Annotated in this window: 18 protein-coding genes; 11 read left to right on the top strand and 7 right to left on the bottom strand. The window is 35.2% G+C overall.

From position 1 onward, the window contains the following. Positions 1-106: 106 nt before the first annotated feature. From EV145_RS14715 to EV145_RS22545, 6 genes are all read left to right on the top strand, one after another. Positions 107-2,041, top strand: coding sequence for a family 43 glycosylhydrolase (locus EV145_RS14715; protein ID WP_133525962.1), 1,935 nt, complete (start codon positions 107-109; stop codon positions 2,039-2,041). A 194-nt stretch (positions 2,042-2,235) separates the two neighbouring features. Continuing rightward, complete coding sequence (locus tag EV145_RS14710; RefSeq protein WP_133525961.1) at positions 2,236-4,044, top strand: type VI secretion system Vgr family protein; 1,809 nt, start codon at positions 2,236-2,238, stop codon at positions 4,042-4,044. 9 nt (positions 4,045-4,053) lie between these two features. After that, complete coding sequence (locus EV145_RS22435) at positions 4,054-4,227, top strand: hypothetical protein (protein WP_166638465.1); 174 nt, start codon at positions 4,054-4,056, stop codon at positions 4,225-4,227. 67 nt (positions 4,228-4,294) lie between these two features. Then, positions 4,295-5,341: a DUF2931 family protein gene (locus EV145_RS14705; protein WP_133525960.1), complete on the top strand. Its 1,047-nt coding sequence runs from the start codon at positions 4,295-4,297 to the stop codon at positions 5,339-5,341. A 2-nt stretch (positions 5,342-5,343) separates the two neighbouring features. Further along, positions 5,344-6,729 carry a T6SS phospholipase effector Tle1-like catalytic domain-containing protein gene (locus tag EV145_RS14700; RefSeq protein ID WP_133525959.1) on the top strand — a complete coding sequence of 462 codons (1,386 nt, stop codon included), beginning with the start codon at positions 5,344-5,346 and terminating at the stop codon, positions 6,727-6,729. Positions 6,730-6,901: 172 nt separating this feature from the next. Continuing rightward, complete coding sequence (locus EV145_RS22545) at positions 6,902-7,105, top strand: hypothetical protein (RefSeq protein WP_208110908.1); 204 nt, start codon at positions 6,902-6,904, stop codon at positions 7,103-7,105. A 60-nt stretch (positions 7,106-7,165) separates the two neighbouring features. Here the strand turns inward: EV145_RS22545 and EV145_RS14695 are convergent, their stop codons facing one another. After that, positions 7,166-7,498, bottom strand: coding sequence for a YegP family protein (locus tag EV145_RS14695; RefSeq protein ID WP_133525958.1), 333 nt, complete (start codon positions 7,496-7,498; stop codon positions 7,166-7,168). 224 nt (positions 7,499-7,722) lie between these two features. Here EV145_RS14695 and EV145_RS14690 point away from each other — a divergent pair, with 224 nt between their 5' ends. Then, on the top strand, positions 7,723-8,847 hold the full coding sequence (locus EV145_RS14690; RefSeq protein WP_133525957.1) for an XdhC family protein: 1,125 nt from the start codon (positions 7,723-7,725) through the stop codon (positions 8,845-8,847). After that, complete coding sequence (locus EV145_RS14685; RefSeq protein WP_133525956.1) at positions 8,825-9,439, top strand: NTP transferase domain-containing protein; 615 nt, start codon at positions 8,825-8,827, stop codon at positions 9,437-9,439. The genes EV145_RS14690 and EV145_RS14685 overlap by 23 nt, the downstream gene beginning before the upstream one ends. Positions 9,440-9,525: 86 nt before the next feature. On the opposite strand, the gene EV145_RS14680 is transcribed toward EV145_RS14685, so the two are convergent. Beyond that, on the bottom strand, positions 9,526-10,662 hold the full coding sequence (locus EV145_RS14680; protein WP_133525955.1) for a cysteine desulfurase family protein: 1,137 nt from the start codon (positions 10,660-10,662) through the stop codon (positions 9,526-9,528). A gap of 331 nt (positions 10,663-10,993) precedes the next feature. On the opposite strand from EV145_RS14680, the gene EV145_RS14675 reads away from it, so the two are divergent. From EV145_RS14675 to EV145_RS14665, 3 genes are read left to right on the top strand one after another with little or no spacing between them, the layout of a single operon-like run. Then, on the top strand, positions 10,994-11,632 hold the full coding sequence (locus EV145_RS14675) for a (2Fe-2S)-binding protein (RefSeq protein ID WP_133525954.1): 639 nt from the start codon (positions 10,994-10,996) through the stop codon (positions 11,630-11,632). After that, positions 11,629-12,609, top strand: coding sequence for an FAD binding domain-containing protein (locus EV145_RS14670; protein ID WP_133525953.1), 981 nt, complete (start codon positions 11,629-11,631; stop codon positions 12,607-12,609). The genes EV145_RS14675 and EV145_RS14670 overlap by 4 nt, the downstream gene beginning before the upstream one ends. A gap of 7 nt (positions 12,610-12,616) precedes the next feature. After that, positions 12,617-14,821, top strand: coding sequence for a xanthine dehydrogenase family protein molybdopterin-binding subunit (locus EV145_RS14665; RefSeq protein WP_133525952.1), 2,205 nt, complete (start codon positions 12,617-12,619; stop codon positions 14,819-14,821). Between the two features lie 345 nt (positions 14,822-15,166). Here EV145_RS14665 and EV145_RS14660 read toward each other — a convergent pair whose 3' ends face one another. The 5 genes from EV145_RS14660 to EV145_RS14640 all read right to left on the bottom strand — a co-directional run bounded on the left by EV145_RS14660 (position 15,167) and on the right by EV145_RS14640 (position 26,092). Then, complete coding sequence (locus EV145_RS14660; protein WP_133525951.1) at positions 15,167-15,730, bottom strand: DUF2911 domain-containing protein; 564 nt, start codon at positions 15,728-15,730, stop codon at positions 15,167-15,169. A 174-nt stretch (positions 15,731-15,904) separates the two neighbouring features. After that, positions 15,905-18,325: a glycoside hydrolase family 2 protein gene (locus EV145_RS14655; protein WP_133525950.1), complete on the bottom strand. Its 2,421-nt coding sequence runs from the start codon at positions 18,323-18,325 to the stop codon at positions 15,905-15,907. A 104-nt stretch (positions 18,326-18,429) separates the two neighbouring features. Next, positions 18,430-19,608 carry a glycoside hydrolase family 88 protein gene (locus EV145_RS14650; protein ID WP_133525949.1) on the bottom strand — a complete coding sequence of 393 codons (1,179 nt, stop codon included), beginning with the start codon at positions 19,606-19,608 and terminating at the stop codon, positions 18,430-18,432. A gap of 666 nt (positions 19,609-20,274) precedes the next feature. Next, positions 20,275-24,366 carry a two-component regulator propeller domain-containing protein gene (locus EV145_RS14645; protein ID WP_133525948.1) on the bottom strand — a complete coding sequence of 1,364 codons (4,092 nt, stop codon included), beginning with the start codon at positions 24,364-24,366 and terminating at the stop codon, positions 20,275-20,277. A gap of 94 nt (positions 24,367-24,460) precedes the next feature. Then, the gene (locus EV145_RS14640) at positions 24,461-26,092 is read right to left on the bottom strand and encodes a hypothetical protein (RefSeq protein WP_133525947.1); all 1,632 of its coding nucleotides are present in this window, start codon (positions 26,090-26,092) and stop codon (positions 24,461-24,463) included. Positions 26,093-26,283 lie beyond the last annotated feature (191 nt).

Raw genomic sequence — 26,283 nt, 5'->3', positions numbered from 1 at the left:
TTAAAATAAGTGAAACGCCTTTTACAGACAAAGAAAAACTATGTTTCTATGTGTTTAAAAATTGCGCTACAAAAAGAAAAAGCAGTAAATTAAAAAGAATAAAGAAATGAAAAAATTACAATTAACCCTTGTTGCACTAGTATCATTTTTTAGTGTTATACAAGCTCAGAATAATCAAAAAGGAATACCGCCGGTTATTGCCGAAAAAGATTTAACAGCTTATTTATTTGTTTATTTCACAGGAAATAAAGTCGAAGAAGAAGCGGTTCGTTACGCCGTAAGTGCAGATGGATACCATTATTATCACTTAAATGATAATAAACCAATTTTAGACAGTAAAGTAATCAGTTCTACCGGAGGGGTGCGTGATCCGCATATTTTGCGAGGTGACGACGGCAAAACTTTTTATATGGTTTTGACCGATATGACTTCGTCAAAAGGCTGGGACAGCAACCGTGCAATGATTTTGCTAAAAAGTACTGATTTGGTAAACTGGACGAGCAATGTTGTCAATATTCAAACTACTTTTCCAGGAAATGAAAACCTAAAACGCGTTTGGGCGCCACAGACTATTTATGATGCAAAAGCCGGAAAGTATTTAATTTATTTTAGTTTACAGCATGCCGGAGGACCGGATAAAATTTATTACGCTTACGCAAATAAAGATTTTACAGCTTTAGAAAGTGCTCCAAAATTACTGTTTGTTCCAAAGTCGGAAAGAGCTTGCATCGATGGTGATATTATTGAAAAAGACGGCGTGTATCATCTTTTTTATAAAACAGAAGGCGGAAAAGCAGGAATTAAAGTCGCTACAACAACTGATTTAACTTCTGGAAATTGGACAGAAAATGATAATTATCTGCAACAAACAAACGATGGCGTTGAAGGATCAAGTGTTTTCAAATTAAACAATTCTGACGATTATATTTTGATGTATGATGTTTACATGAAAGGGAAATATCAGTTTACAAGAAGTAAAGATTTAGAAAACTTTAGTGTGATTGATAATGAAATTTCAATGGACTTTAATCCGCGTCACGGTACTATTTTGCCAATTACCCGTTCTGAATTAAAACGATTAACAGCAAAATGGGGAACGCCGGCACAACTTCCAAAAATTAATAATAATCCGGTTTTAGAAGGTTATTATGCCGATCCTGAAATTCTATATTCAAACAAAACCAAAAAATATTACATTTATCCAACAAGCGACGGTTTTGACGGCTGGTCAGGCTATTATTTTAAAACATTTTCATCAGATAATTTAACCGACTGGAAAGACGAAGGAATTATAATCGACCTTAAAAAAGATGTTACTTGGGCAAACAGAAACGCGTGGGCGCCATGTATTGTGGAGAAAAAGATAAAAGGAAAATATAAGTATTTCTATTATTTTACGGCAGCTCAGAAAATTGGTGTGGCTTCGTCAGATAACCCGACTGGTCCATTTACAGACAGCGGAAAAGCTTTGGTAAGTACAAGACCAGAAGGCATAAAAGGTGGTCAGGAAATCGATCCAGATGTTTTCACAGACCCAAAAACCGGAAAAAGCTATTTGTATTGGGGCAACGGATATATGGCTGTAGCCGAATTAAACGATGACATGATTTCGATTAAAGGAGGCAGTACAAAAGTGATTAAAGTAGATAATACTTTCCGAGAAGGAACGTATGTAATTTACAGAAAAGGAACGTATTATTTCCTTTGGAGTGAAGACGATACGAGAAGCCCGAATTACAAAGTAAGATACGGAACTTCTAAATCACCGCTTGGACCAATTGAAATTCCGAAAAACAACATTGTAATTCAAGGAATTCCAGATCAGGGAATTTATGCTACCGGACATAATTCGGTTTTGCAAATTCCAAATAAAGATGAATGGTACATTACGTATCACCGTTTTTCATATCCAACCGGAATAAAAATGGGCGATGCAGGAGGTTTTCACCGCGAAGTCTGTATGGATAAATTAGAATTCAATGCTGATGGAAGCATTAAGCAGGTTGTTCCAACGCATACGGGAGTATCTGGTATAAAGTAGTTTTTTAAATACAAGTAAATCAAAAGAGCTGTCTCAGAAATGAGGCAGCTCTTTTGATTTAATTAAAAATTTTAAAAAGTCTTATTCTGTTATAAATAGAACTTTACTCCGCTGTATTTTTTATTTCGTAGTTATATGTTTACTAAATAGATTTTTGAAATTTCTATTTGTCTAACCTAAACTCACATAAAATTATGGCACATTTTTCAGAGCAAGTACATATAACTATCGGCAGTTTTACCCAAAATATTATCTATTATGATTTGAAGCTGTCGCAGAAAATGGCAGATCATCATTATTTTTCATTTGTCTGGCAATATACCGGCAAGGCAGTCATAAAACCGGCAGATCAGGCTAAAGCCATAAGAGATTATATTGGCAATGAAGTTATTTTTACCTTCAAAAGCCTGACGGGAATCAAACTGATGAGCAAAGGCATTATAACCGAATTGGCTTCGGTGGATCAAAACGGGAGCGCAGTCGGCCTTCACGTAAGCGGAACAAGCCACAGTATTGTATTGGATGATATGCCAAAATCAAGAACGTATCTTGAAAGAGGAATGGATGACATTGTTCTGGATATTTTGTCCGAAGGCCCGACGGAGTTCTATCAGCGAGATGCCATCAGGTCGACCTATATGAAGGAGTTTAATTATATGGCTCAGTATAATGAAACGAGTTTCAATTTTTTGAAGAGGCTGGCACAGCGTTACGGACAGTGGTTTTATTTTGACGGAATGCGCATGCAGTTCGGGCAAATCAAAAATTCCAAAATAAAGCTGATCAACGGAGCATCTCTTCACAGTTTCAAGATCCAAGCCAATATGAGTGCGCATAAAATCTCGCTGGCAGGTTATGACTATAACAAAGCTTCCAGCATAAAGAATTCCTCACTGCGAACTTCTGCTGGAAGCAAGGACAGTTTCGCATCGAATATAGCCTTCAATCAAGGAACCGTTGCCCAACCTGATCTGAACATCGGCGCCTACACCAACAATGCGCAGAACAAGGACGAAATAGACGAAATGGTTACACTGCAGACCGCAGGAAGCAATGCAAACAGCGTGTACTATAGCGGAATATCCTATTTCCCAATAGGACTCGGGCAGGTCTTTACAATTATCAACGACACAACCGAGCATCATCTTATCAGTATAGAAGCCACACACCACTCGGAAGTGCACGGCAATTATACCTGCGAATTCAAAGCCATTCCAGACGATGTCTCGGCACCGCACTATACAGATACAAAAGTTTTTGCCAAAGCCGAAATCCAGCCTGCAAGAATAAAAGACAACAATGATCCCGAAGGACTTGGGCGTGTAAGAGTTGAATTCTTTTGGGGAAATGGAGGTAGGACAAGCCAGTGGATCAGAATGATCCAGCCGCATACCGGAGGTGGAAAAGGATTTTATTTTATCCCAGAAATTGATGAAGAAGTATTGGTTGGTTTTGAAGGCGGAAATGCACAGTGTCCTTATGTGATGGGAGCGCATTATAATGGGCAAGCAAAAAGTGGCTATGCTACTGAAAAGAATGATTTAAAAGTATTGCAGACCAGAAGCGGTAACAGAATTATTTCTGATGATGCCACTGGCGATATTACAATAGAAAGCCAAAAAGGTCAAACGATAGCTGTAATTCATGGAGATGGAAACATCAGGTTTAAAGCACCAAAAAATATTGAATTAGAAGCTGGAGAAGACATTATTATGAATGCAGGAAGAGATATAAAAGTAGATGCTAAAGAGAATATTGAGATGGAAGCAGGAAATAACATTTCTCAAGAATCTGGAAATGACATCTTTATAAATGCGAATGGTAATATTGCGGAAAAATCAGATAATAGAACAGAAATTGTAGATAAAGATTTTAATAGAACCTCAGATACTTCGAACGAAATTGCCACAGAAGCCAGTCTTTACAGTCATCAAGAAAATATGACGATACAAAGTGGCAAGCAAGTTATAATTAATAGTGTAGAAAAATCTAATTTATTTTAAACTAAGGACATGGCAATTACAAAGAGAGCAAAAAATATTTCAATAAAAGTAGTCAATGCTTATCAATTAATTGTTGGCGGTAAACTCGAAAAAAGTGCCAACCAATTAAATTTTGAAGCAACAAAAGGTGATTTGAATTTGACAAGTGGTAAAAAAACAATAATTAGCGGTGAGAAAAAGTAGTATCAAAAAGTATAACATCTTATTATGTTTCATCATAATAATAGTAATAACTGTAGTAACAATAACAATGAGTTCATACATAGAAAAAAAATATGAGTGGTCGGCAGATATTTCGGCGCCAAGAGAATACCCGATAGAAGTATATACTGGAGCCGTCGGTGGTTATTTTTTTAGTCAGATGGGAGGTTTTACTAACGCTGGTTGGGGAAATGCTGGCAGTGTTAATTATATAAAAGCACCCTTGCCTGATAGATTTGATATGACATGGCTATCGTATGTAGACGATAAATTTTATGCAGGCGACTGGAAACTCCCTACCGAAAAAATACAGCAACTTTTTGAGGAGGGTTTTTATTCTAAAATAGGAGAAAAAGTCAGAATAGAACCTTATAAATATATAAATATAGGCTTTGCTCCAAAAGGAATGGTAATAGTTTGGGTTGCCGGAAATGGACGACAAGTTGAAGTAGCCCGATATCAGGCTCATGAAACGGTTATAGACCCTAAGCTTATTACCGAAAGTGAAAAGTATATGTTTAGAAAAAACTATGCTAAAGATGAACTTAATAATGATTTTGTAATTAGTAAAGATTTAAGAGGACAAATCCAACTACACGGTTATCCTGCTCCGGAAGCTTATGATGCGTATAGAGAAAAATACCTTTGGAAACCAAAGGTTATCTTGCCTGAAGGAAGCAAGATAACTTCAATGTATGTTAAAATGTGTAATGGTGAAATGGAAAACCCTTTTGATAGATCACTAGACATGGAATACAGGGCAATACCTTATGTTTTTCAAATATACTGGTCTATTGGCAGTGGCAAAAAAGAACAAGAGTTTGTCTCAAGAATAGCTTTCACTAGTAATACAGAGTTTTGGGCAAAATCGCACGAGAACAATGGAGAAGATGAGATTCCGGTAGATTTTGATAAAAACGAGATTAGAAATTTATTTAAAGAGCATATTGACAAAAATAAATCTGCTGAAATTGTTATAAAATTAAACCCTACAGAAGAAAATAGTAGAGATTGGAAGATGAATATGTATTTAGAGCAATCAGGTCAAAAATATAGCATTAATCAAATCTGCCATGATTCTGGAAAATACGACTAGTTATGAGCATAGTATTTGGAGATTATACTCCACCTAAAGTAGAAACAAGAAAAGATGATTTAGCCATCGGTATTTTTTTTGATGGTACCAACAATAATAAAAATAACACTAATGCTAAAGAGTATTATGATAAAAGGGCAAGAGGTGAGAAATTAACGCCCAAAGAAGAGATTTCGGCGAAAGCTTATGACCGATATGGGCGAATGGATGAAGACAGCAGTTATTATAATGCCTGGTCGAATGTGGCAAGGCTAAGTGATGCTTATCGTAAAGACCTGGCTGTTTATGTTGATGGTATTGGTACGGAGACCGAAAAAGCAGATTCCGTATTAGGGGCTGGTCTGGGTACCGGTTTTGTTTTAGAAGGTGCAGGAATACTGGGAAAAGTCGAGGAAGGCTGTAAAAAATTAGCCGACAAGATATTTAAACAAAGTAAAACGAAAGAAATACCTATACTTTATTTAGATGTTTTCGGGTTCAGTCGTGGAGCAGCCGCCGCTAGAGTTTTTATGGATGAAATTAGTAAAAAAGCGTATCCCTTGTCTGTTAACCGAAAAAATAAGGGAGGTGCTTTAGGGTATTATTTAGGAAAAAATAATATTAAGGTGGAATTAATAAAAGTGCGCTTTTTAGGACTTTTTGATACAGTATCTTCTTACTCATCCTTAATTGATGGAAAGCCTAACTTTGATGATGATACTAGCCAGCTGCCGTTAAACAATTTAGCAAAGGCAAAAACGGTAATGCATTTTACAGCTGAAAACGAACATCGTAATAATTTTTCGCTAACAAAAACAAGAGTAGGAAAAGAAAGAGAATTTCCGGGCGTACATTCCGACGTTGGAGGAAGCTATAATGATGGTGTTGAAATCGTAAAAGTGATCGACAAAAATTTTAAGGAAGAATTAAAAGAATATTCAGAAAAGCTGGTTAGCGAATCATGGTATTTAAAAGACCAGCTTGAAACTTCTCTTTTTGGTCCAAAATATGAGCTTAAGGGAACACGAAATTTAAAAAATACATACAGCTATATTCCTTTGCATTTTATGGCAGAATCATCTGTAGCACAAAATGTACCTTTTAATATGAAAAAATTAGAGATTGACAAATACAGTATTTCAAATGATGCCTTGCTTATGCGGGTAAAAAAGCGTTTGCGTGGTTATGTTTTTAAAGAAGAAAAACGGTACACTTTTAAATGGTTTGGAGATATTCACGAAAAGTATAAAGGGGTCAAATCTGGAGACAGTAACTTTGATACTTACCAGCAGGAACTGCAAGAACAGCAAGATTTACGAAAACTCCGTAATCAATATTTGCATTGGTCAGCAGATAATGGTTCTATTGGTATGGAGCCAGCAAAAAACAGGACACGCAAAACTTTCTAGATTGAACAATAATAAAAAATGATATGAAAATAGAACCGACAATGAAAATAATTGGAGATATAATTATTACTCAGGAAAAGAGAATGTCATTAATTTTTTAAATAAAAAAAATGATGCCTGTTTTGGCTTACAGTGAGACGGAATTCTTTATTTTGATCCTTTTAGCAATAGTGTGATAAATCATCGAACGGCAATAATAGTGGACGGAAAATCGTATAGTTTGAAAAAAGTAAGTGATGAAATTAGGAGAAAAGATGGTTCTATAATAATACTATTGACTACAAAAGAAATTCAAGAAATAGCCAATAAGACTTTTTACGGAGATGAACAATTTTGTCATATAGATTTCTTAACTTTAACAATAACCGAAGAATAAAAAAAGCTGTTTCTAATTATTTTTAGAAACAGCTTTTTTTAAATATAAATGAATTAAGCCTTAAGCCGTCTGATCGTCAGTTTCAGCATCAGGAGCATTTTTCTTTACAGATTCGATTCCGTTTTCTCTTGCGGCCACACTTTCGTACATTTCGCTAGATCCTATGATTTGCCCATTGCTGGCTTTTAAATTAAAATAAGGTTTGCCATTGCTGGATTCTTTTCTGTCGTAACGGCCATCATCTTGTGAGTTTGTTTTCACAGATTCGATTCCGTTAGTAGCGGCAGCTTTAGTAGTATAACCTTCACTTGTTAAAATCGTTTGTCCGTTTCCAGCTTTTAAATTGAATTGAAATTCTCCGTTGGCTCTTTTAGTAATTACAAATTTTCCCATGCAGTTTATTTTTAAGTTAACTAATTTATTTTGCTATAGATAAAAATACAAAACTTCAAGATATAAATGATATTGTAAGAAAAAATAATTGTTTTGAGATTGTTAAGTATGCATTCAATTTTTTAAACTTAAATGATTTTCCTGCTTTTAAGTTTATAATATTTTTTACTTTTAGGCTGTTAAAGAATCATCAGAAGTTTGTTTTGCTGATGAATAATTATTTTATGAAGGAAATCAGCGAAATTTTACAAGCTTATTCAGAAGCAAATGCAGCAGGAAAAAAAACAGCTTTGGCAACAGTTGTCAAGGTCGAAGGTTCTTCGTATAGACAGCCGGGCGCAAGAATGCTCGTTACTGAAGATGGTTTATTGACTGGCGCGATAAGCGGAGGCTGTCTTGAAGGCGATGCGCTCCGAAAAGCACTTCTTTCCATCAATCAAAAACAAAATAAATTAGTCACTTATAATACCAATAATGAAGACGATGCCGAAATAGGCCTTCAGCTGGGGTGCAATGGAATCGTTCATATTTTATTTGAATATATTGATCATGAATTGGAGAATAATCCAATTCTGCTTTTAAAACAATTAAAAGTAGAAAGAAGAGAAGCTGTAATTATCACGATTTTTTCCTTAAAAAGAGGAGCAGCACAAATAGGAACAAGCTTATTTTTTAGAAAAGACAGCCCTGTTTTACATCACAATAACAATGCATTAAATTTAATTTCGGATGCCAAAGAAGTGTTGCTGACGAAAAAAACGTCTGTAAAAAAACTTCAGGAAAATACAGAGTACGAAGCGTTGATTGAATATATACATCCGCCAGTATCGTTAGTAATTGCCGGTGCCGGAAATGATGTACAGCCATTGGTAAAAATGACAACTTTGTTAGGCTGGGAAGTAACTATTGGAGATGGGCGAAGCGCACACGCAACAAAAAAACGTTTCCCAGAAGCAAGTCAGGTTTTAGTTGTAAAACAAGATGATTTTTTAAATACTATCGTAATTGATGACCAAACCTATTTTGTTTTAATGACGCACAATTATAAATATGATTTGGGTGTTTTAAAATTATTATTGGAGACAGATTGCCGTTACATTGGAATTCTCGGTCCAAAATCAAAATTAAACCGAATGCTGGATGATCTTCAAATGGAAGGAATTTCGGTAAATGAAGAGCAATTACAAAGAATTCATAGTCCGATTGGTTTAGATATTGGCGCAGAAACTTCTGAGGAAATTGCTTTATCAATTGTTGCTGAAATAAAGGCTTTTGAATCTGGAAAAACAGGAACTTCTTTAAAATATAAGTCGGGTAAAATTCACGATGAAATTCATTATGGAATCTAAAAATAAAACGGGCATTGTCATTTTGGCAGCAGGCAATTCTTCTAGATTAGGACAGCCAAAACAGCTTCTTGGTTATAAAGATTCAACGCTTCTTAAAAACACAATTGCAGAAGCTTCTTTAGTTCCAGAAGTAAAAATTATTGTCGTTACAGGCGCTAATAATCATTTGATTGAAGAAGAACTTGATCCGTCGAGAATAAAAATTGTTTTTAATCCTGAATGGGAATCCGGAATGTCATCTTCAATCATTTACGGACTCAAAAAATTATTAGAATTATATCCAGAAAGCGAAAACTGCATTTTTGCAGTCTGTGATCAGCCTTATGTTTCAAGTTTAATTTTTGAAAATCTGATTGCAGAACATTATAAAACCGAAAAAGGAATTGCTGCTTCTGCCTATTCAGGAACGCTCGGAACACCGGTGCTTTTCAATAAAAAATACTTTAACGAATTATTAGAACTGGAAGGTCAAGAAGGCGCAAAAAAAATAATCAATACATTTTCAGATGATGTCGTTTCGGTTTTATTTGAAAAAGGAAATATTGATATCGATACTGAAGACGATTATAACAAACTCATGTCTGAGTTTTAGATGCTATCCGAATAGCAATCGGGACGAAGTTCTCTTCTGAAAAGAAATCAATTAAATCCTTTTAATCAATGGCAAAAGGCAAAAAATTATTGAATTGACTGTTGAGTCAAAGTTAAAACGCGCTCAATAGTTTCTTCGATTTCTTCAGAAGTAGTAAATTTTCCCAAACCAAAACGAATCGAACTCAAAGCATTTTCATCAGACAATCCCAAAGCTTTTAAAACATGTGAAGGCTCAGTTGTCACAGCGGAACAAGAAGAACCATTTGAAACAGAGATATTTCCCAAAGCCAAAACCAGTTGTTCTGAATTTACGCCTGGAAAACAGATATTTGTGGTATTGTAAATTCTTTCAGCAGTATCTCCGTTAACAAAAGAACCTTCAAATTGAAGTAAACCTTTTTCTAGTTGGTTTCTTAATTTTAAAATTCGGTCCTCATCACTTTTCATTTCGCTAAGTGCAATTTCGCTCGCTTTTCCTAAACCGATGATTCCTGGAACATTAAGAGTTCCACTGCGTAATTTTCGCTGTTGATCACCACCATGTAATTGCGAAGTCAGTTTAATTTTGGCTTTCGCCGAAACATAAAGTGCGCCTATGCCTTTGGGACCATAAAATTTATGTGCAGAAAAAGGCAAAAGATCAATTCCGAGCGCTGTTACATCAACAGGAATTTTTCCGACGGCCTGCGTTGCATCGCACATGAAAAGTGCATTTTTGGCATGAGCAAATTCAGAAATCATTTTTATATTTTGCTGAACGCCCGTTTCATTATTAGTCATCATAACGCAGACTAATAATGTTTTATCGGTTATAACTTCTTTTAAAATGGAAAGATCTAAAATACCATTTGAGGCAGTTGGCAAATAAGTAACGTCAAAACCTATAGTTTCCATAAATTGACAGGTTTTTAAAACAGCTTTATGTTCTGTAGAAACTGTGACAATATGTTTACGGTCTTGATTTATCAAACCTTTTATGGCCAGATTAATAGATTCTGTAGCGCCAGAAGTAAAAATAATTTCGTCTTCTTGTGCTCCAATTAAGTTTGCGGTTTGCCATGCAGCGTTTTCAACAGCTTCATTTACTGTCAATCCAGCAATATGACTGCTTGAAGCATTCGCATAAAAATCAGAAAAATAAGGAAGCATTACATCCAAGACTCGTTTATCAACACGTGTTGTGGCATTATTATCGAGATAGATGATTTGCTTTTGAGACATAATTTCTGGTTGATCTTGTAAAAGTAAAAAAAAAATAAACCTGTTGCATCCGTTTTTTTTAACCGCAAAGCACGCAAAGATTTTACTATAGAGGTTTTTACCATAAACGCAAAGTTCGCAAAGGTGGTATTGATATAGCTTTGCGTTCTTTGCGCTTATCTAGATAACTAAATTTAAAAATAACTTGCGGGCTTTGCGGTTAAATCACACCACGAGATTGTAATTATTCTAAATAAAGCTAATGTTTGAATTTTATAATTTTTTGTTCCTTAAGATTGTTAAATTTGTTAGAATAATAAAGGTGTTTTTGCTAATTTTAAAAATAGACTGAATGGCTTCTAAAAAAACAAATCAGAATAAAGTAACCAATGAAGATGCAAATTCTCGTAGGGACTTTATAAAAAAATCGGGACTTTTTACCGCTCTCGCTTTGGCACCGCCTTCATTGGTAATGGCCTCCGAGAATAAATGGGATGAAAAAATTGCTGAATATTTAGAAACAGTACCACTTTTTATTGAAGTAAATGGCAAAAAACACACTCTTAATATCGAACCAAGAACCACGCTTCTTGATTTGTTGAGAGAACAATTACAGCTTACAGGAACTAAAAAAGGCTGTGATCACGGACAATGCGGTGCGTGTACGGTTCATGTAAACGGAACCCGAATTTTGTCGTGCTTAACTTTAGCAACGATGCAGCAAAATGCTCAGGTCACTACAATCGAAGGGCTTTCAAAAGGAAAAAAACTCCACCCAATGCAGGAAGCCTTCATCAAAAATGATGGTTTTCAATGCGGTTATTGTACTCCTGGACAAATTATGTCTGGAATTGCCTGCATAAAAGAAGGTCATGCCAACAGCAGAGAAGAAATTAGAGAATACATGAGTGGCAATATCTGTAGATGCGGCGCTTATCATAATATAGTCGATGCTATTACCGAAGTAAAGGAAGGAGGGATGCTGTCATGAAAAATTTCCAAATAATTAAAGCATTGTCTCCGTCTTCGGCAGTTACAAGCGTCAGCAAAGAACCGTCTGCGAAGTTTATTGCCGGTGGTACAAATCTGGTTGATTTAATGAAAAAGAATGTTGTCGCACCAGATAAATTGGTTGACATCAATGGTTTGGATTTTAAGAAAATAGAATTTTTAAAAGGAAAAGTTTCGATTGGCGCTTTGGCAAAAAACAGTCAGGTTGCCGAAGATCCATCCATAAAAGAAAAACATCCTTTGTTGGCATTGGCTTTAGCGGCTGGTGCATCACAGCAAATCAGGCATATGGCAACAGTTGGCGGTAATATGTTGCAGAAAACGCGTTGTTCGTATTTTTATAATACTGATATGCCTTGCAACAAGCGAGTTCCTAAAAGCGGTTGTGGAGCGATTGGCGGTTCAAACAGAATGCACGCGATTTTTGGTGCTTCGGAAAGCTGTATTGCTGTTCATCCAAGTGATATGTGTGTGGCGCTGACTGCACTCGACGCAACGGTTTTGGTAGAAGGTCCAAAAGGAAAAAGACAAATTAAATTTATTGATTTTCATCGTTTGCCTGGAAATACACCAGAAAAAGACAATACACTTCTTGATAAAGAATTGATAACGTCAGTTGAAATTCCGGATAATAATTTCACGAAAAATGTTCATTATTTAAAGGTTCGTGATCGAAGCAGTTATGCTTTTGCATTAGTTTCTGTTGCTGTGGCTTTGGATATTCAAAATAATACAATTGTTAGCGCACGTCTTGCAATGGGCGGTGTAGCACACAAACCTTGGAGATTGACCGAATCTGAAGAGTTTTTGAAAGGAAAAATAATTTCTGAAACGATTTTTAAACAAGCAGCCGATTTGGCCATGAAAGGAGCTAAAAGTTACGGAGATAATGATTTTAAATTAACTCTGGGACCAAATGCCATTGTAGAAGCATTAACGATAGCATCATCTAAATAATTGAATTATGAGCAAGACAAGTAATATAAATAGAGTAGATGGATTTGCTAAAGTAACGGGTACTGCAACATATTCTGCTGAATATAAAACGGCGGGAGTTGTTTATGCCTGTTTGGTGGGAAGTACGATTGCAAAAGGAAAAATTAAAACGATTGACACTAAAAAAGCAGAATGGGCGCCGGGAGTTCTGGCGGTGATTACGCATTTAAATGTTGATAAACCTGTTGGCTATCAAAAAGCAAAAGACAAGCACAATTTTGGTCAGCCTTTGCAGATTTTTAAAGATGATTCGGTTTTGTATTATGATCAGCCAATTGCACTGGTTATTGCCGATACTTTTGAAAGAATGCAATATGCAGCGAGTTTAATTAAAGCCGATTATATAAAAGAAGAGCATTCGACTGAACTTAAAAAAGTGGCTGACAAAGAGAAAAAAGTAGAAACCGATAAAGGAAATGATTATCATCGCGGTGAACAGGATGGTTATAAAAATGCTGAGGTTGTTTTAGAGGCAGAATATACGATTCCGACCGAAGTTCATAATCCAATGGAATTGGCTAATATCATAGCAAAATGGGAAGGAAATAAGCCTATTGTATATACCAAAAGTCAAGGTGTTGAAGGAACAAGAAGAAGCATTGGTGAAGTTTTCGGAATTCCGCCTGCAGATGTTGAGGTAACTTCTGAATATCTTGGAGGTGCATTCGGAATGGGATTGCATACTTGGCCTTACGAAATTGCAGCATTAATTGGCGCAAAAAAATTAAATCGTCCAGTAAAATTAGTTTTGCATCGTGAACAAATGTTTACAAATGTAGGTTTTAGACCTTATACCATTCAGAAAATGGGTTTAGGGGCAACAAAAGCCGGAAAATTAACTGGCTTGACGCACGAAGCGGTTGCAATGACTTCGAGTTATGAAGATTTTATGGAAGGAACCGTAAATATGTCCCGATTTATTTATGATTGTTCCAATGTTTCAACACGATACAGAATTGTGCCTTTGGATACTTGCACGCCAATTTGGATGCGCGGTCCGGGCGAAGCGACAGGTTCATTTGCATTAGAATGTGCAATGGACGAAATGGCGTATAAATTAAATCTGGATCCAATTGAATTTAGAAAGCTTAATTATGCTGAGAAAGATTTGGAACAAAATAAACCTTGGAGCAGTAAATTTCTGTTAGAATGTTATGAGGGCGGCATGGAGCGCATTGGCTGGAAAAACCGTAAAAATGAACCGGGATCTGTTAAAGAAGGAAACTGGCTTGTAGGTTACGGAATGGGGACAGGAACTTTTGGATGTTATCGAAGCCCGACATCAGTAAAAGCAAAATTTTTGCCAGATGGAAATTTGGTACTGCAATGCAGCGTAAATGATATGGGACCTGGAACTGCAACTATGATGACAGCAATTGGCGCAGAAATTACAGGTTTGCCAGCTGAAAATGTAATTATAGAAATGGGAAAAAGCGGACTTCCAAAAGGTCCTACGCAAGGAGGATCTGCGACGACTTCGTCTGTGGGTTCTGCGGTGCACGATTCTTGTAATTTACTGGTAAGCAAAGCTGTTGGATTAGCTGCTGAAAATCCAATTTTTAAAGGAATTCCGATTACAGATTTGGCTTTTGAAAATGGTTTGATTTCATCTAAAAAAGACGGTTCTAAATCTATTGCATTGACATCTTTGTTGAGCGCAAATAAATTGGAAGTTTTGGAAGTTGAAAATCAGTCGAAAGGAAATGAAGAGGCGAAAAAATATTCAATTTACTCTTTTTCAGTTCATTTTGTAAAAGTATTAGTGAATCCGAATTTAGGAAAAATTAGATTAGCGCATGTGGTTTCCTGTGCAGATATTGGAAGGGTTATCAATCAAAAAACCTCGGCGGGGCAAATGTTTGGCGGTGCGGTAGGAGGAATCGGAATGGGGTTAATGGAAGCTTTAGAAATTGATCATCGTTTCGGGCGACCAATCAACAACAATTTTGCCGATTATCATGTTCCGGTAAATGCCGATATTGAAAAGCAGGAGGTGTTTTTTGTCAATAAAAAAGATCCAATCAGTAATCCAATGGGAACAAAAGGTCTTGGAGAAACAGCTTTAGTTGGAATGGCTCCAGCAATTGCAAATGCCGTTTTTAACGCGACCGGAAAACGTGTACGAGATTTACCAATTACATTGGATAAAATTATAGAAACCGTGAAGGTTTAAAAACAAAAAAGAGACATTGAAAAATGTCTCTTTTTTATTCCTATTTTCAAATATAGCCCTCGGTTTCAACGGGGGATACAGAGTTATTTTGATTGCGTCCCCGTGGTTGAAACCACGGGCTATGTTTTGCAAAAGATTGCATTTGCAAATGCAAAGAAAATTATCAAAATAAAAAGAGATAATAAAACACCTCTTTTTTAGGTTATTATTTATAGATATAGCCCGTGGTTTCAACCACGGGGAACGTATAGATACACAATAAAACGTAACACAATGAGCGTTTTTAGATATAAAAAAAAGAGACATTGAAAAATGTCTCTTTTTTTTATATCTAAAAACGCTTAATTACTTAACCGTAATAGGTAATTCAACTGTTGTTTTATCCCATCCAATAACCAAATTGGCTACATTACCTTGAGTGGTAAAAGCAATTGATAAAGCTTCAATTACATCAGAAACTGGTTTAACAGGAACTGAAACTCTTACAACATCTTTGCTTTCATCATAGGCATAACCACCCCATAAATCCAATTCTTTGTTGATAATGATCGTCCATTTGTCTTTTTCAGGAATAGCAAATAAGCTGTAATATCCAGCTGGAATATTTTTACCGCCAATAGTTACGGCTTTATAGAACTTAACTTCAGTGTTTTCGTTTGCACCAACTCTCCAAACTTCACCAAATTTCACGATATCACCAAAAATAACACGTCCTTTTACAGAAGGTCTTGAGTAAACAACTTTTACAACCGGACTAGGAGTGTCTGTTTTTTTGAATTTAACTGCTCTATTTGGGAAATAAGAAATATCAACCGGACTAGCGTCTAACGGAGAAAATTTCACCACATCTTGTGCATTAACTGAAAGAGCAGTAAACAATATAACTGCCAGTAAATAAATTTTTTTCATAGGATTACAATTTTTAGAATAACTACAAAGTAAGTTAATAATTAAGAAAAATCATGAAATTACAGTTTGTTTTTTGTTAATGAATTGATAATGGTTCTTGTAGTTTTATTGTTCGACGCATATTGATCAGATTAATTTTAGACATAGTTTGTGTCACCTTAAAAAAATAAGACCTTAATTAACGGGAATCTTCAAATATTCCCCTTTAAAACTTTGGTTCAGCGCCGTCATTTCGATTGGATCATTTGAACCGTCTGGAATAACTTCAATAGAAGCCTTTCCGTTAGCCATTCTGATGGATTCACTTCCTGTTGGCGTTCCTTGGTTTTTTAAAGTTTTTCCACCTTTCAAACATTGAAAATAAACACTTTCTTCATAATCCAAACAACGCAAATTATGATTGTCAATTGCGATTGCCGTTACTAAATAATTGCCGTTTTTTAGTTTTTCGGAAGATAATTGCAACGAAGAAGCTGCATCATTTTTATTGAAACGATAATTGACTTTTATGGTGTCAGAAACAGTTTTGCCATCTTTATTTTTTCCCACAGCAATTAAAGTGTTTTCGCCTTTTTTGAAATTAAGATCCCATGTTAAACCGCAGGCCGGGTAAACCGTACTATTTCTTTGTTTTTCGCCAAGATTTTTTCCATCGTGGAATAAAGTCACTTTTTCACAATTACTGAAAACACTTATTGTTCTTGGCGTATTTTCAGGACCTTGACGTTCTGTCCAAGTATGCGATTCAATGTAAGTAAAAGGCTCTTTTGCCCAATAACTTTTAAAAACATAATAGGCATCTTTTGGGTTTCCGTTTCGGTCTGTAAGCCCTTTTTGATTCATATACGGAATATCGTCTTCCGGACGCAACGGCGTTGCAAAATCCTTAAATGCCCATTGAATATTTCCCACAAACGATGGATCATTCTCGGATATATGCAAATGCCAGTCGAACAAATCAACTATATAATTTTCACTCCAGTCTCCAATTTGAGCAATGTTTGCCACTTTAGTTTGAACAATTGCTTCTTCCCAGCCTTCAGATTTTATAACATTTTCTCCAGTCACAGGATTTTCGCTGTGGCGCCCAACGTGACTGTCACCGCCATATTCAGCATGAATGAAATGTTTGTATTCTTTTTTGTAAACATCAATTGCTTTTTGGTAGCTTTTGTAACTTCCTGAATACCAGCCAGACCAGATAGAAGGAGAGAAGACATCGACAATATGCGAACCTTCATAATACTTTCTGATTGCTGTTTTTCTTGCCGGATCAAGTTTATGCGCAAGGTCATTTAATTCGGTTAAAAAGGCATTTGTTTTTTTATCATTATCGCCATCAGGAAAATCAGGAAGCCAGTTTATTTCATTTCCTAATGACCAAATAATAATGCTCGGATGATTATAATTTTGATTGATGATTTCTTCAAGCATATTTTTGGTGTTCGTTTTCCAAACATCATTTCCAATACCGCCACGGCACCAAGGCAATTCATCCCAAACTAATAAACCTAATTCGTCGCAGGCTTTATATACCTCAGGATCTTGCGGATAATGTGCCAATCGAACAAAATTTGCTCCCATCGCTTTTATCGATTTCATATCGGCCCAATGCTGTTCGTTTGTCATTGCAGCGCCAACTCCAGCTTGCTCTTCATGACGATGTGTACCGCGAATTATTAAACGTTTCCCGTTTAAATAGAACGGACCATGATCTTTAAATTCAAACCATCTGAAACCTGTCTTTTCAGAAACACTGTCTTTTATTTGATTTTTTTCTGATAAAACAGCAGTTATTGAATATAAATTTGGATGATCAGTATCCCAAAGTTCTGGGTTTTTGATGTTTTCAAAAGTAATTGCAGCAGTTTTGTCTGTAACCGAAATTGTTTTGCTTGCTACTTTCTTTCCTTTCGGATTTTTTAAAGTTACGCTTAACGATAAGCTTTTTGAATTATCCGAATTTACAATTGAAGAAACAATTTGAACCGAAGCTTTTTTTGCAGAAACTTCGGGTGTTGTAATCTTCAAATTGTCAATATGATTTTTGTATTTTGAAACAAACCAGACATCGCGCGTGATTCCTCCATAAATAAAGAAATCACTTTTTTGAGACGGAATAATTTCGATATCATAGCTGTTGTCAACACGAACAAAAATGTCATTATTTCCTTCTTTGATAAGGTTTGTAACATCGATAGAAAAACCAATGTAACCTCCAATGTGCGTTCCGGCTTCTTTACCGTTTACATACACTTTTGTCGTAACATTTGAACCTTCAAAGTATAAAGAATACACTTTGTTTTTATCGATTTGAGGAATAGCAAGTTTCTTTTGATACCAGCTGGCATCGCGTCTGTAACCTGGATTTAAGTCGGTTGCATCTTCGGCATTCCAAGTATGCGGCAAGTTTAGAGAAACCCAGTTTTGATTTTTTTGGGCTTCGCTAAGATTTGAAAGGTGGTTTTCTAAATAAAGCCAATCATTATTAATATTCAGCTTTGCCTGAGCAAAACTGGTGCTCAGACAAATCTGAAAAAAAACAAAAAGCGCAAATAATTGAAATGTATTATAGTGGTTTGGTCGGTTGTTCATAGATTATAAAGCTTTTTTTTAGGTTCAAAGGCTCAAAGAGGCAAAGGCTCAAAGGCTGAAAACCTTTGTCACTTTGTACCGCTGTGCCTTTGTTACTTTTTTCGTTACTTTCTTCTTAGTAATGCTTCAAGAAAATAGTAATCGGCATAAATTATTGGTTCGTCAATTTCGTCATGTTTTGGCCAGTTTCCGGTGCTGTGGTCGAGCACAAACGGGCCTTTAATATTGGCATCTAGAATGTATTTATCAGTTTGTACCGAAGCCATTAGTTTATCGGCGAAAGCCAAATAACTTTTATTTTTAGTATAAGTGTACAATTCATATAAACCAGATGCCATAACCATTGCAGCAGAAACATCACGAGGAGCATTTGGAATACTTGGATCTTTAAAATCCCAATACGGAATTCCATCCTCGGGTAGATTTTTATTAGTCATGAAAAATTTTGCAGTAGCTTCAGCTTGTTTTAAATAAGCGGGATCTTTTGTATATCGATACGACATTGTAAAACCGTAAACGGCCCAGCCTTGCCCGCGTGCCCAAACCGAATCATCATTATACCCCTGAAGCGTTGTTTTCTTTCTTACATTGCCCGTTTTGGGGGCATAATCAATAACATGATAACAGCTATTGTCCGCTCTAAATTGATTTTTCAAAGTGGTATTCGCATGTTTAATGGCAACGTCGCGGTATTTTGGATTTCCAGATAATTTTGAAGCTTCAAAAAGCAATTCAAGATTCATCATATTGTCAATAATAACTGGAAAATCCCAAATTTCTTTATTGAAATCCCAAGAACGAATTGAACCCACTTTTTCATTAAAACGGGTGCATAAAGTTTCTGCACCTTTAATAATTACAGCTTCATACTCTTTTTTGTTTTCGACTTTTAGCGCTTCTCCAAAACTGCAATACACTTTAAAACCTACGTCATGCGAATTACTGTTGAGGCTTTCTTTTTTACTGAAAGCAGTCCATTTTTGGGCTTGTTCTTTGTATTGAGAATCGCCTTTGAGTTTGTACAATTGCCAAAGGTTTCCGGCAAAAAAACCACTTGTCCAATCACGTGAAGGGACTTTCCTGATTTCATTGGTTTTGATATTCATGCTTCTCGGCATCGACATAGAATCGACCGGATAATCGAGCAGCATTTTATAGCGTGTTTCCAAAAGATTATTGGTCACAGGCGCTTTCTGTTTTGATTGAGTATTAATTCCGGATTTGCAAGCTGTTGTCAGCGTTGCAAACCCTAAAATTAAAGAAATGAAACTAACTTTATTCATACTAATTAATCTGCTTTTTTAATAACCAAAATTGTTTTGGTTTTAAAATTGAATTTCGAATTATGGCTTATTTAAACACCGGATGTAATTTTAACACATAGTGACTTGGTTGTCAGTACTTAATAATGTGTTTATGGTATTAAAAACACATTTTAATTATAGGCAATGACTTGTCATTTATTTTATTATTTAACCAAAATTTAAAATGTATTTTATGTGTTAAAATGTTTACACCCAGCAATTTAATCAATTATACTTGTTAATAACCTGAGTTTTTTGATTTTAAATTCGGATGCATAACCAGTTAAGTTCCCGGTAATGGCTATTTAAATCATTTTTGTTTGGATCAAAATCAGTGTAAGATTTTAAATTAGCGGGATCAAATAGCGCGACTAATAAAAATGATATTGGCAAAAACCATTTATATGATTTTATTTTTTGTTTTGTTAACATTCATTTTTTGGTTTTAAGGTTAATGTTAGATAAAGTAGAAAATTAAAAGACTCGTTCCTATTATGAGGACGACAAAAAAAATTTGAAGCAATAACAAGTTTCCTTTTTTTATTTTCATACGGCAAATGTAGATGCCGAAAACGATATAGAAATACAAAAAAGGGTATCTAAAAATACAGATACCCTTTTTAAGCCCTTAAAACAGTACGTTTTTTAAATTACCGCCGAAGATTTATAAAATTTATCGGCGTAGTGTGATGGAGTTTCGCCATACTTTTTCTGAAAGCATTTACTAAAGTATTTTGGATTATTGAAGCCAACTTTATAACTAACTTCTGATACAGTTAATTTATTTTGTTCCAATAATTTAGCGGCACGTTTTAATCTTATTTCGTGAATGAACTCGTTTGGTGTGCAGTTTGTCCAAGCTTTGATTTTTAAAAATAACATGGTTCGGCTTACGCCTAATTCTGAACAGAAAAATGGAATATCAAATTGTTCGTTCGAAATGTTTTCTTCAACAATTTTAAATGCTTTTTTCAAAAGTTCTTCATCTAAAGAAGAAACTGTTATTTCTGACGGAATAAAACTGTCTTCGGTTGAAAATTTGATTTTTAAACGTTCTTGCGTATTCAGTAAATTTTTCACACGAAGTCTGAATTCCATTAAGTTGAAAGGTTTGCTGATGTAATCATCGGCACCACTTTCTAAACCTTCAAATTTATAAACCAATGAAGATCTTGAAGTCAGTAAAATAACCGGAATATGACTTGTTTTGATGTTTTCCTTTATTTTGGAACAAAGCTCAGTTCCTACCATTTCAGGCATAATGACATCGCTGATAATCAAATTTGGCGTATATCTTAATGCTTTTTCAAAGGCAATTTTTCCGTTCTCAGCTTCAATAATGTTGTAATCTTTTTTGAGTAAGTTTTTCATGAACTTTCTCAAAACCTTGTGATCTTCTACAATCAGAACGGTTTGCTTTTCTTCGTTTACAATTAAATCTTCAATGTCTTCGTTTTCAATTGTTTCAGACGGTTCTAATTGCGCTTGATATTGCGCAATATCATCACTGATTTTGAAATCTGGAATAATTTCACTTTCTAAAAGATGTTCACGGCCAAGTGGCAGCGCAACTTTAAAAATAACACCTCCTGACGGTTTATTGGTAACATCAATTTTTCCTTTATGGAGCTCGACAATATTTTTTACAATCGAAAGCCCAATTCCGGTGCCTTTGTTGTAGTTTTTCTGAACTTGATTGTGCATCGGAATTTCAAAAAATAAATCAAAAATTTTATGAATGTATTCTTCCGAAATTCCAACTCCTGAATCTTCAACAGCAATAAAAAGATTTTCAGTATCGTTACTAATTTTAATGTTGATTGAACCGCCTTTTGGTGTGTATCTAAATGCATTAGAGATCAAATTGTAAAAAACACGTTCCAATTTGTATCGGTCAAAGTAGACCAGAATTTCTTCATTTGAAGTTTCAAAAGTATAATCATAACCGCCATCTTTGGCATATTCAATAAACGAGAGAAAGATTTCTTTGGTAAATTTTACAATATTTCCGTTTGCCGATTCAAGCGCAACTTGATGATTTTCAAGTTTTCTAAAATCCATTAAACGGTTGATTAGCCCCAAAAGATGATTTGCGCTTCCTTCAATAACTAAAAGCTTTTTATACATTTCATTTGTTCCGTTATAGTCGGCTAAAATTTGCTGTAACGGACCTAAAATCAAGGTTAATGGCGTTCTGAATTCATGCGAAATATTCGTAAAAAAGTCCAGTTTTAGTTTGTTGTTTTCTTCTATACGTTTGGTTTCCAGATATTCCAGCTCTAGTTTTTGTTTAAGTCTGGCTTTCGATTTCATAATCCAGATCAAACCGTATAAGCCTAAACCTATTACAATTCCGTATAACAAAAATGCCCAAATACTGCGCCATGGAGCTGGATTTACAATAACCGTTAAAGTTGTTGGAATTTTGTTCCAAACTCCGTCATTATTGGCACCGCGGACTTCAAAAGTGTACGTTCCCGGATTTTGAATGGCAAAATTGGCTTCACTGTTTTTGGTCGTCGTCCAGTTGTTTTCCAAACCTGTTAGGCGGTAACTGTATTGGTTATTTTTTGATCGAATATAATTTGGAATCGCAAAGTTTATCGAGAAATTGGCTTTGTCATAATCCAGCGTAATTGTATTTGTAAAACCGATGCTTTTTTCTAAAATTTCATTTTTATCATTTGCATGAATGGTTTCGTTTTTAATTTTCAAATCAGTAATTAAAACCTGCGGGGCGTATTGATTTAAGGAAATTTTTGAAGCATCGAAAAAAGTCGCTCCGGACGGACTTCCAAAATAAAATTGATTTGAAGCTAGTTTTAAAGCCGAATTATCGTTGAATTCATTACTCGCCAAACCATCTTTTTGATCATATATCAAAACCGATTTTTTAGCTTTATTGTATTTTATTATCCCTTGATTCGTGCTGATCCATAGATTTTTATAATCATCTTCTAAAATGGAATGAATAGAAGTAATAATTGTATTTCCTACTCTAAGATTGATTCGGTTGAATTTTTTTCCATCAAAATAATGCAGTCCTTTTGCTTTTGTTCCCACCCAGATTTTCTTTTCACTGTCTTGAAACAGAGTCAAAATATCATCGCCAGCTGAAGCAACATGATCGTAAAAGAAATGCTGAATTCCATATTTCTGCGTATTGAAATTCTTAAGCGGAATACGGTTTAAACCGTTTTGAGTTCCAACCCAAATGGAGTTTTGTTTGTCAACTAAAATAGTTCGTACAATGTTATTGGTTAAAAAAACTGGCTTAGTATTATCACTTCCTATATATTTAAACGTTTTATTTGCGGTATCATAACGAATTAATCCTTTTCCAAAGGTTCCAATCCATAAAATTGAACCTTCGGTTTTAAGCGAATAAACGCCGCTTTCTTTTAATGATTCGCTTAAATCTGGTGCAATTCTATTGTCTTCTATTCGTTTTGAAATGGTATTGTAAGCTGATAAACCTTTAGAAAAAGTCCCAATCCATAAAATATGATCATCTGAAAGACACATCGATTTTATATCGTTCTTGTTCGCTTGTCCGGTTTTGCTATTGATATAACTTATTGCTTCAGTATTTTTGTTGAAAATCGTAATACCGCCACCTTCAGTTCCAAAATAAACATTCTGATTTTTATCAGCTATAATCGAACTGACAACATCAAAACTCATCGGAATCTTTTTTGAGGTCTGATTATAATTGGAAAAATTCATATTTGAAATGTCCCAAAGATTCACGCCTTTGTAATAACAGCCAATCCAGATGGAACCTTTTTTATCCATAAAAATGGATTTCACTTTATCGATTCCGGTATTATTATTACTGCTGTTGAGTTTTTGCAGACTTTTATCTTGTCCTAAAATATAGATCCCATCATAAGCGCCAATCCACAGAGAGCCTTGATTGTCAATTACTAAAGATCGAATATCATTATTTATTTCGCGGTATTTTTCGACGTTTAAAAAGGATACAAAAGCTTTTTGCTTTTGGTCAAATTTCAAAAGCCCTTTGTTTTTTGTCCCAACCCATAAATCACCGTTTTTGTCCTCAATAACCGATTGAACAGTCAATAAATCAGTAGCATTAAATGGATAATTTTTAAACGAAAATTTTCCCGATTTTCTGCTTGTGAGCTGGCATAAACCTTTAGTAGTTCCAATCCATATTTCGCCTTTTCGAGTTTCTAAAATGCTCATAATATTATTGCTCGGAAGGGTAGAAGCATCAGTATCTGAATGAAAAACAGAGATAAACTTTGAAGTTTTTTTATTGTAAATCGTCAGTCCTTTTGAAGTTCCAAACCACATTTCACCGCCAATTTCTCTAATGCTCCAAACAGCATTATTGCTTATTGTATGATTGGTTGTAGTATGGAGATATCGTGTAAAACTGTCAGAAACTGGATTATAACAATTTAGCCCATTGTAAGTTCCAACCCAGATTTTTCCTGAATTGTCTTCTTCAATTGCCAGAATATCATTATTGCTGATAGAAGTTTTATCATTGACATCGTTCCTAAAAACTTTAAATCGGCTTCCATCGTATTTATTTAGACCATCCCGGGTACCGAACCACATCTGCCCAAACTTATCTTGATGAATAGCAATAACAGAACTCTGCGAAAGTCCGTCAGTTGTTGAAAAATTTTTAAGGCGGTATTTATTTTGGGAAAACGCATTTCCAAAAATAAGTACGGTTACAAGAAAAGCTATTTTGTATTTCATAGCGTTATTTTTAAAGGTTCAGAGAGGCAAAGGTTCAGATTTACAAAGAACTAACAAAGGAAAACCTTTTGCCTTTGTAGCTACGCCTTTGAACCTATTTTAAGCGTTGACTTAGTTGATAATCATATAACGATGGGATTTTTTCCATCGGTGTATTCAGAAATTCAATGTACGGATCGACGTCGTATTTGATTTCAAATTTCCTGTTTCCGTGTACGCCGATGATTCTAGCAAAAGCACCATCTTTCATTCCATACAATAAAACAGGTTTTGATGCATCAGGATTTTCGACCAGAACATTTAAGTTCCAAAATGTACTGAAAGGCCCATGAGACGGTTTCCAATATTCAGCTCCTCCGCCTCCAAATAAGGCATAACTATTATTTTTAGCCGTTTTTAGATGTACGGTGATATTATCAAACAAATTTTGGTGATTCGCTCCCGAATGTTGATCCAAAATCGGATCTGTAAATATTTCGCAGTTTTGATACACGTTTTTAGTTGCAAAAGTGTTGAAACTTAAAGGATGAACAGCCGAATTATATATTTTAAGATTCTTGACCAAAACATTATGAACACCGCCTAATGTCACTGTATAATGTGCCAAATGTGTACCGTCTGTTGTAACGTCTTGAATTGTAACGTTTGAAACTTCTTCGGCTAAAATACCACTGTCAGCATTTGTGATTTTTACATCTTTTACCCAGCTGTTAAACAAACGAGTTAAGAAAATCCCGTTGTTTCCCGGTTCGACATGATGCGCTACTCTAGGAATATCAGGAAATGTAAAACGAAGATGCTCAATTCCCACTTCGTTTAAATGTTTCCATTCAACCAATTGTGCTTGATAACTTGGTTTAACAGCGATTGTCAAAGGAGTTTTTAGGGTAATTTTAGAACCGGAAATTTTTAGAATTTCGACTTGCTGCCTGACAATAGGAAGTTTTGGAAACTGCCAATGATGCGAGCCCGGTTTTACATTAGCACCTTGATATAAATCTTTTATGATTTCGCCATTTTCACCGTCTTTATTAAACAATTGCAGTTCAACAATGTCTCCAGCTTTTAAATTTTTAATCTCTGAAACATTGATCGTAAATTCGCCCATTTTTCCAGAGCTTACTTTTGCTAAAACAACCGATTCAGGTTCGTATTTGTCTAAATAAGATTTTACGCGCTCGCCTGGAATTTGTGTCCAAATAAAACCTCCTGACCATGCGTATTGCGAAAAAGGCAAATCAATATTGTTTTCGTTTTCGCGTTGTCTTTTGTCAAAAGTGGTTAGATATTCGCGAAGTTCGGCTAGAGATTCAGGATTTTTAAGATACATCATCGGTCTAGGAAAGTAGATTTCAGTTCCGTTTTCGCCAGAACCAGCACCACGAAGTACAAAATTGCTTCTTTCAAGGTATAAAATATCACTCAGAATAATTCGGCCTTCCGGCAATTGCAAAATTACATTTCCATCAACTGTATTAGCTGCTTTTAAAGCTTTCAATAAAGCTTTAGAATCGTCTAAATCATCATTTGCTTTTACACCAAAATCAACTGCATTAATGATTTTTCCTTGAGAATCAGGGAGTGCACTTTCTCCAAAATGATAACCTGCAAAACTAAAATCAGGAAGGTAAGCTGTTTTTGGTTGTGTAATAATTTTAGGTAATTCCTGAGCCATTGTAATATTTACAACCAGACTGCAAAAGGTAAAAATGGCTGAACGAATCATGGTTTTTGGTGTTTTTTGGTTAGTTAGTTTTTTGTTTGTCGCTAAGACACTAAGGGGCAAAGTTTTTTATATTTCAGAAAGATTTCATCGCAATCTTGTCATTCCTAGGAACGAGGAATCTCCGCAAGTGACTCCGCAAGCTAAATCTTCAATCTTTGTAGCGTTTCTCGTGGAGATTCCTCGTTCCTAGG

Origin of the sequence: Flavobacterium sp. 245, from assembly GCF_004362055.1 — a bacterium.
In the GTDB taxonomy this organism is placed as follows: Bacteria; Bacteroidota; Bacteroidia; order Flavobacteriales; family Flavobacteriaceae; genus Flavobacterium.
The sequence above is the reverse complement of the archived record's forward strand: the minus strand, read 5'-3'. Positions and strand labels throughout refer to the sequence as shown.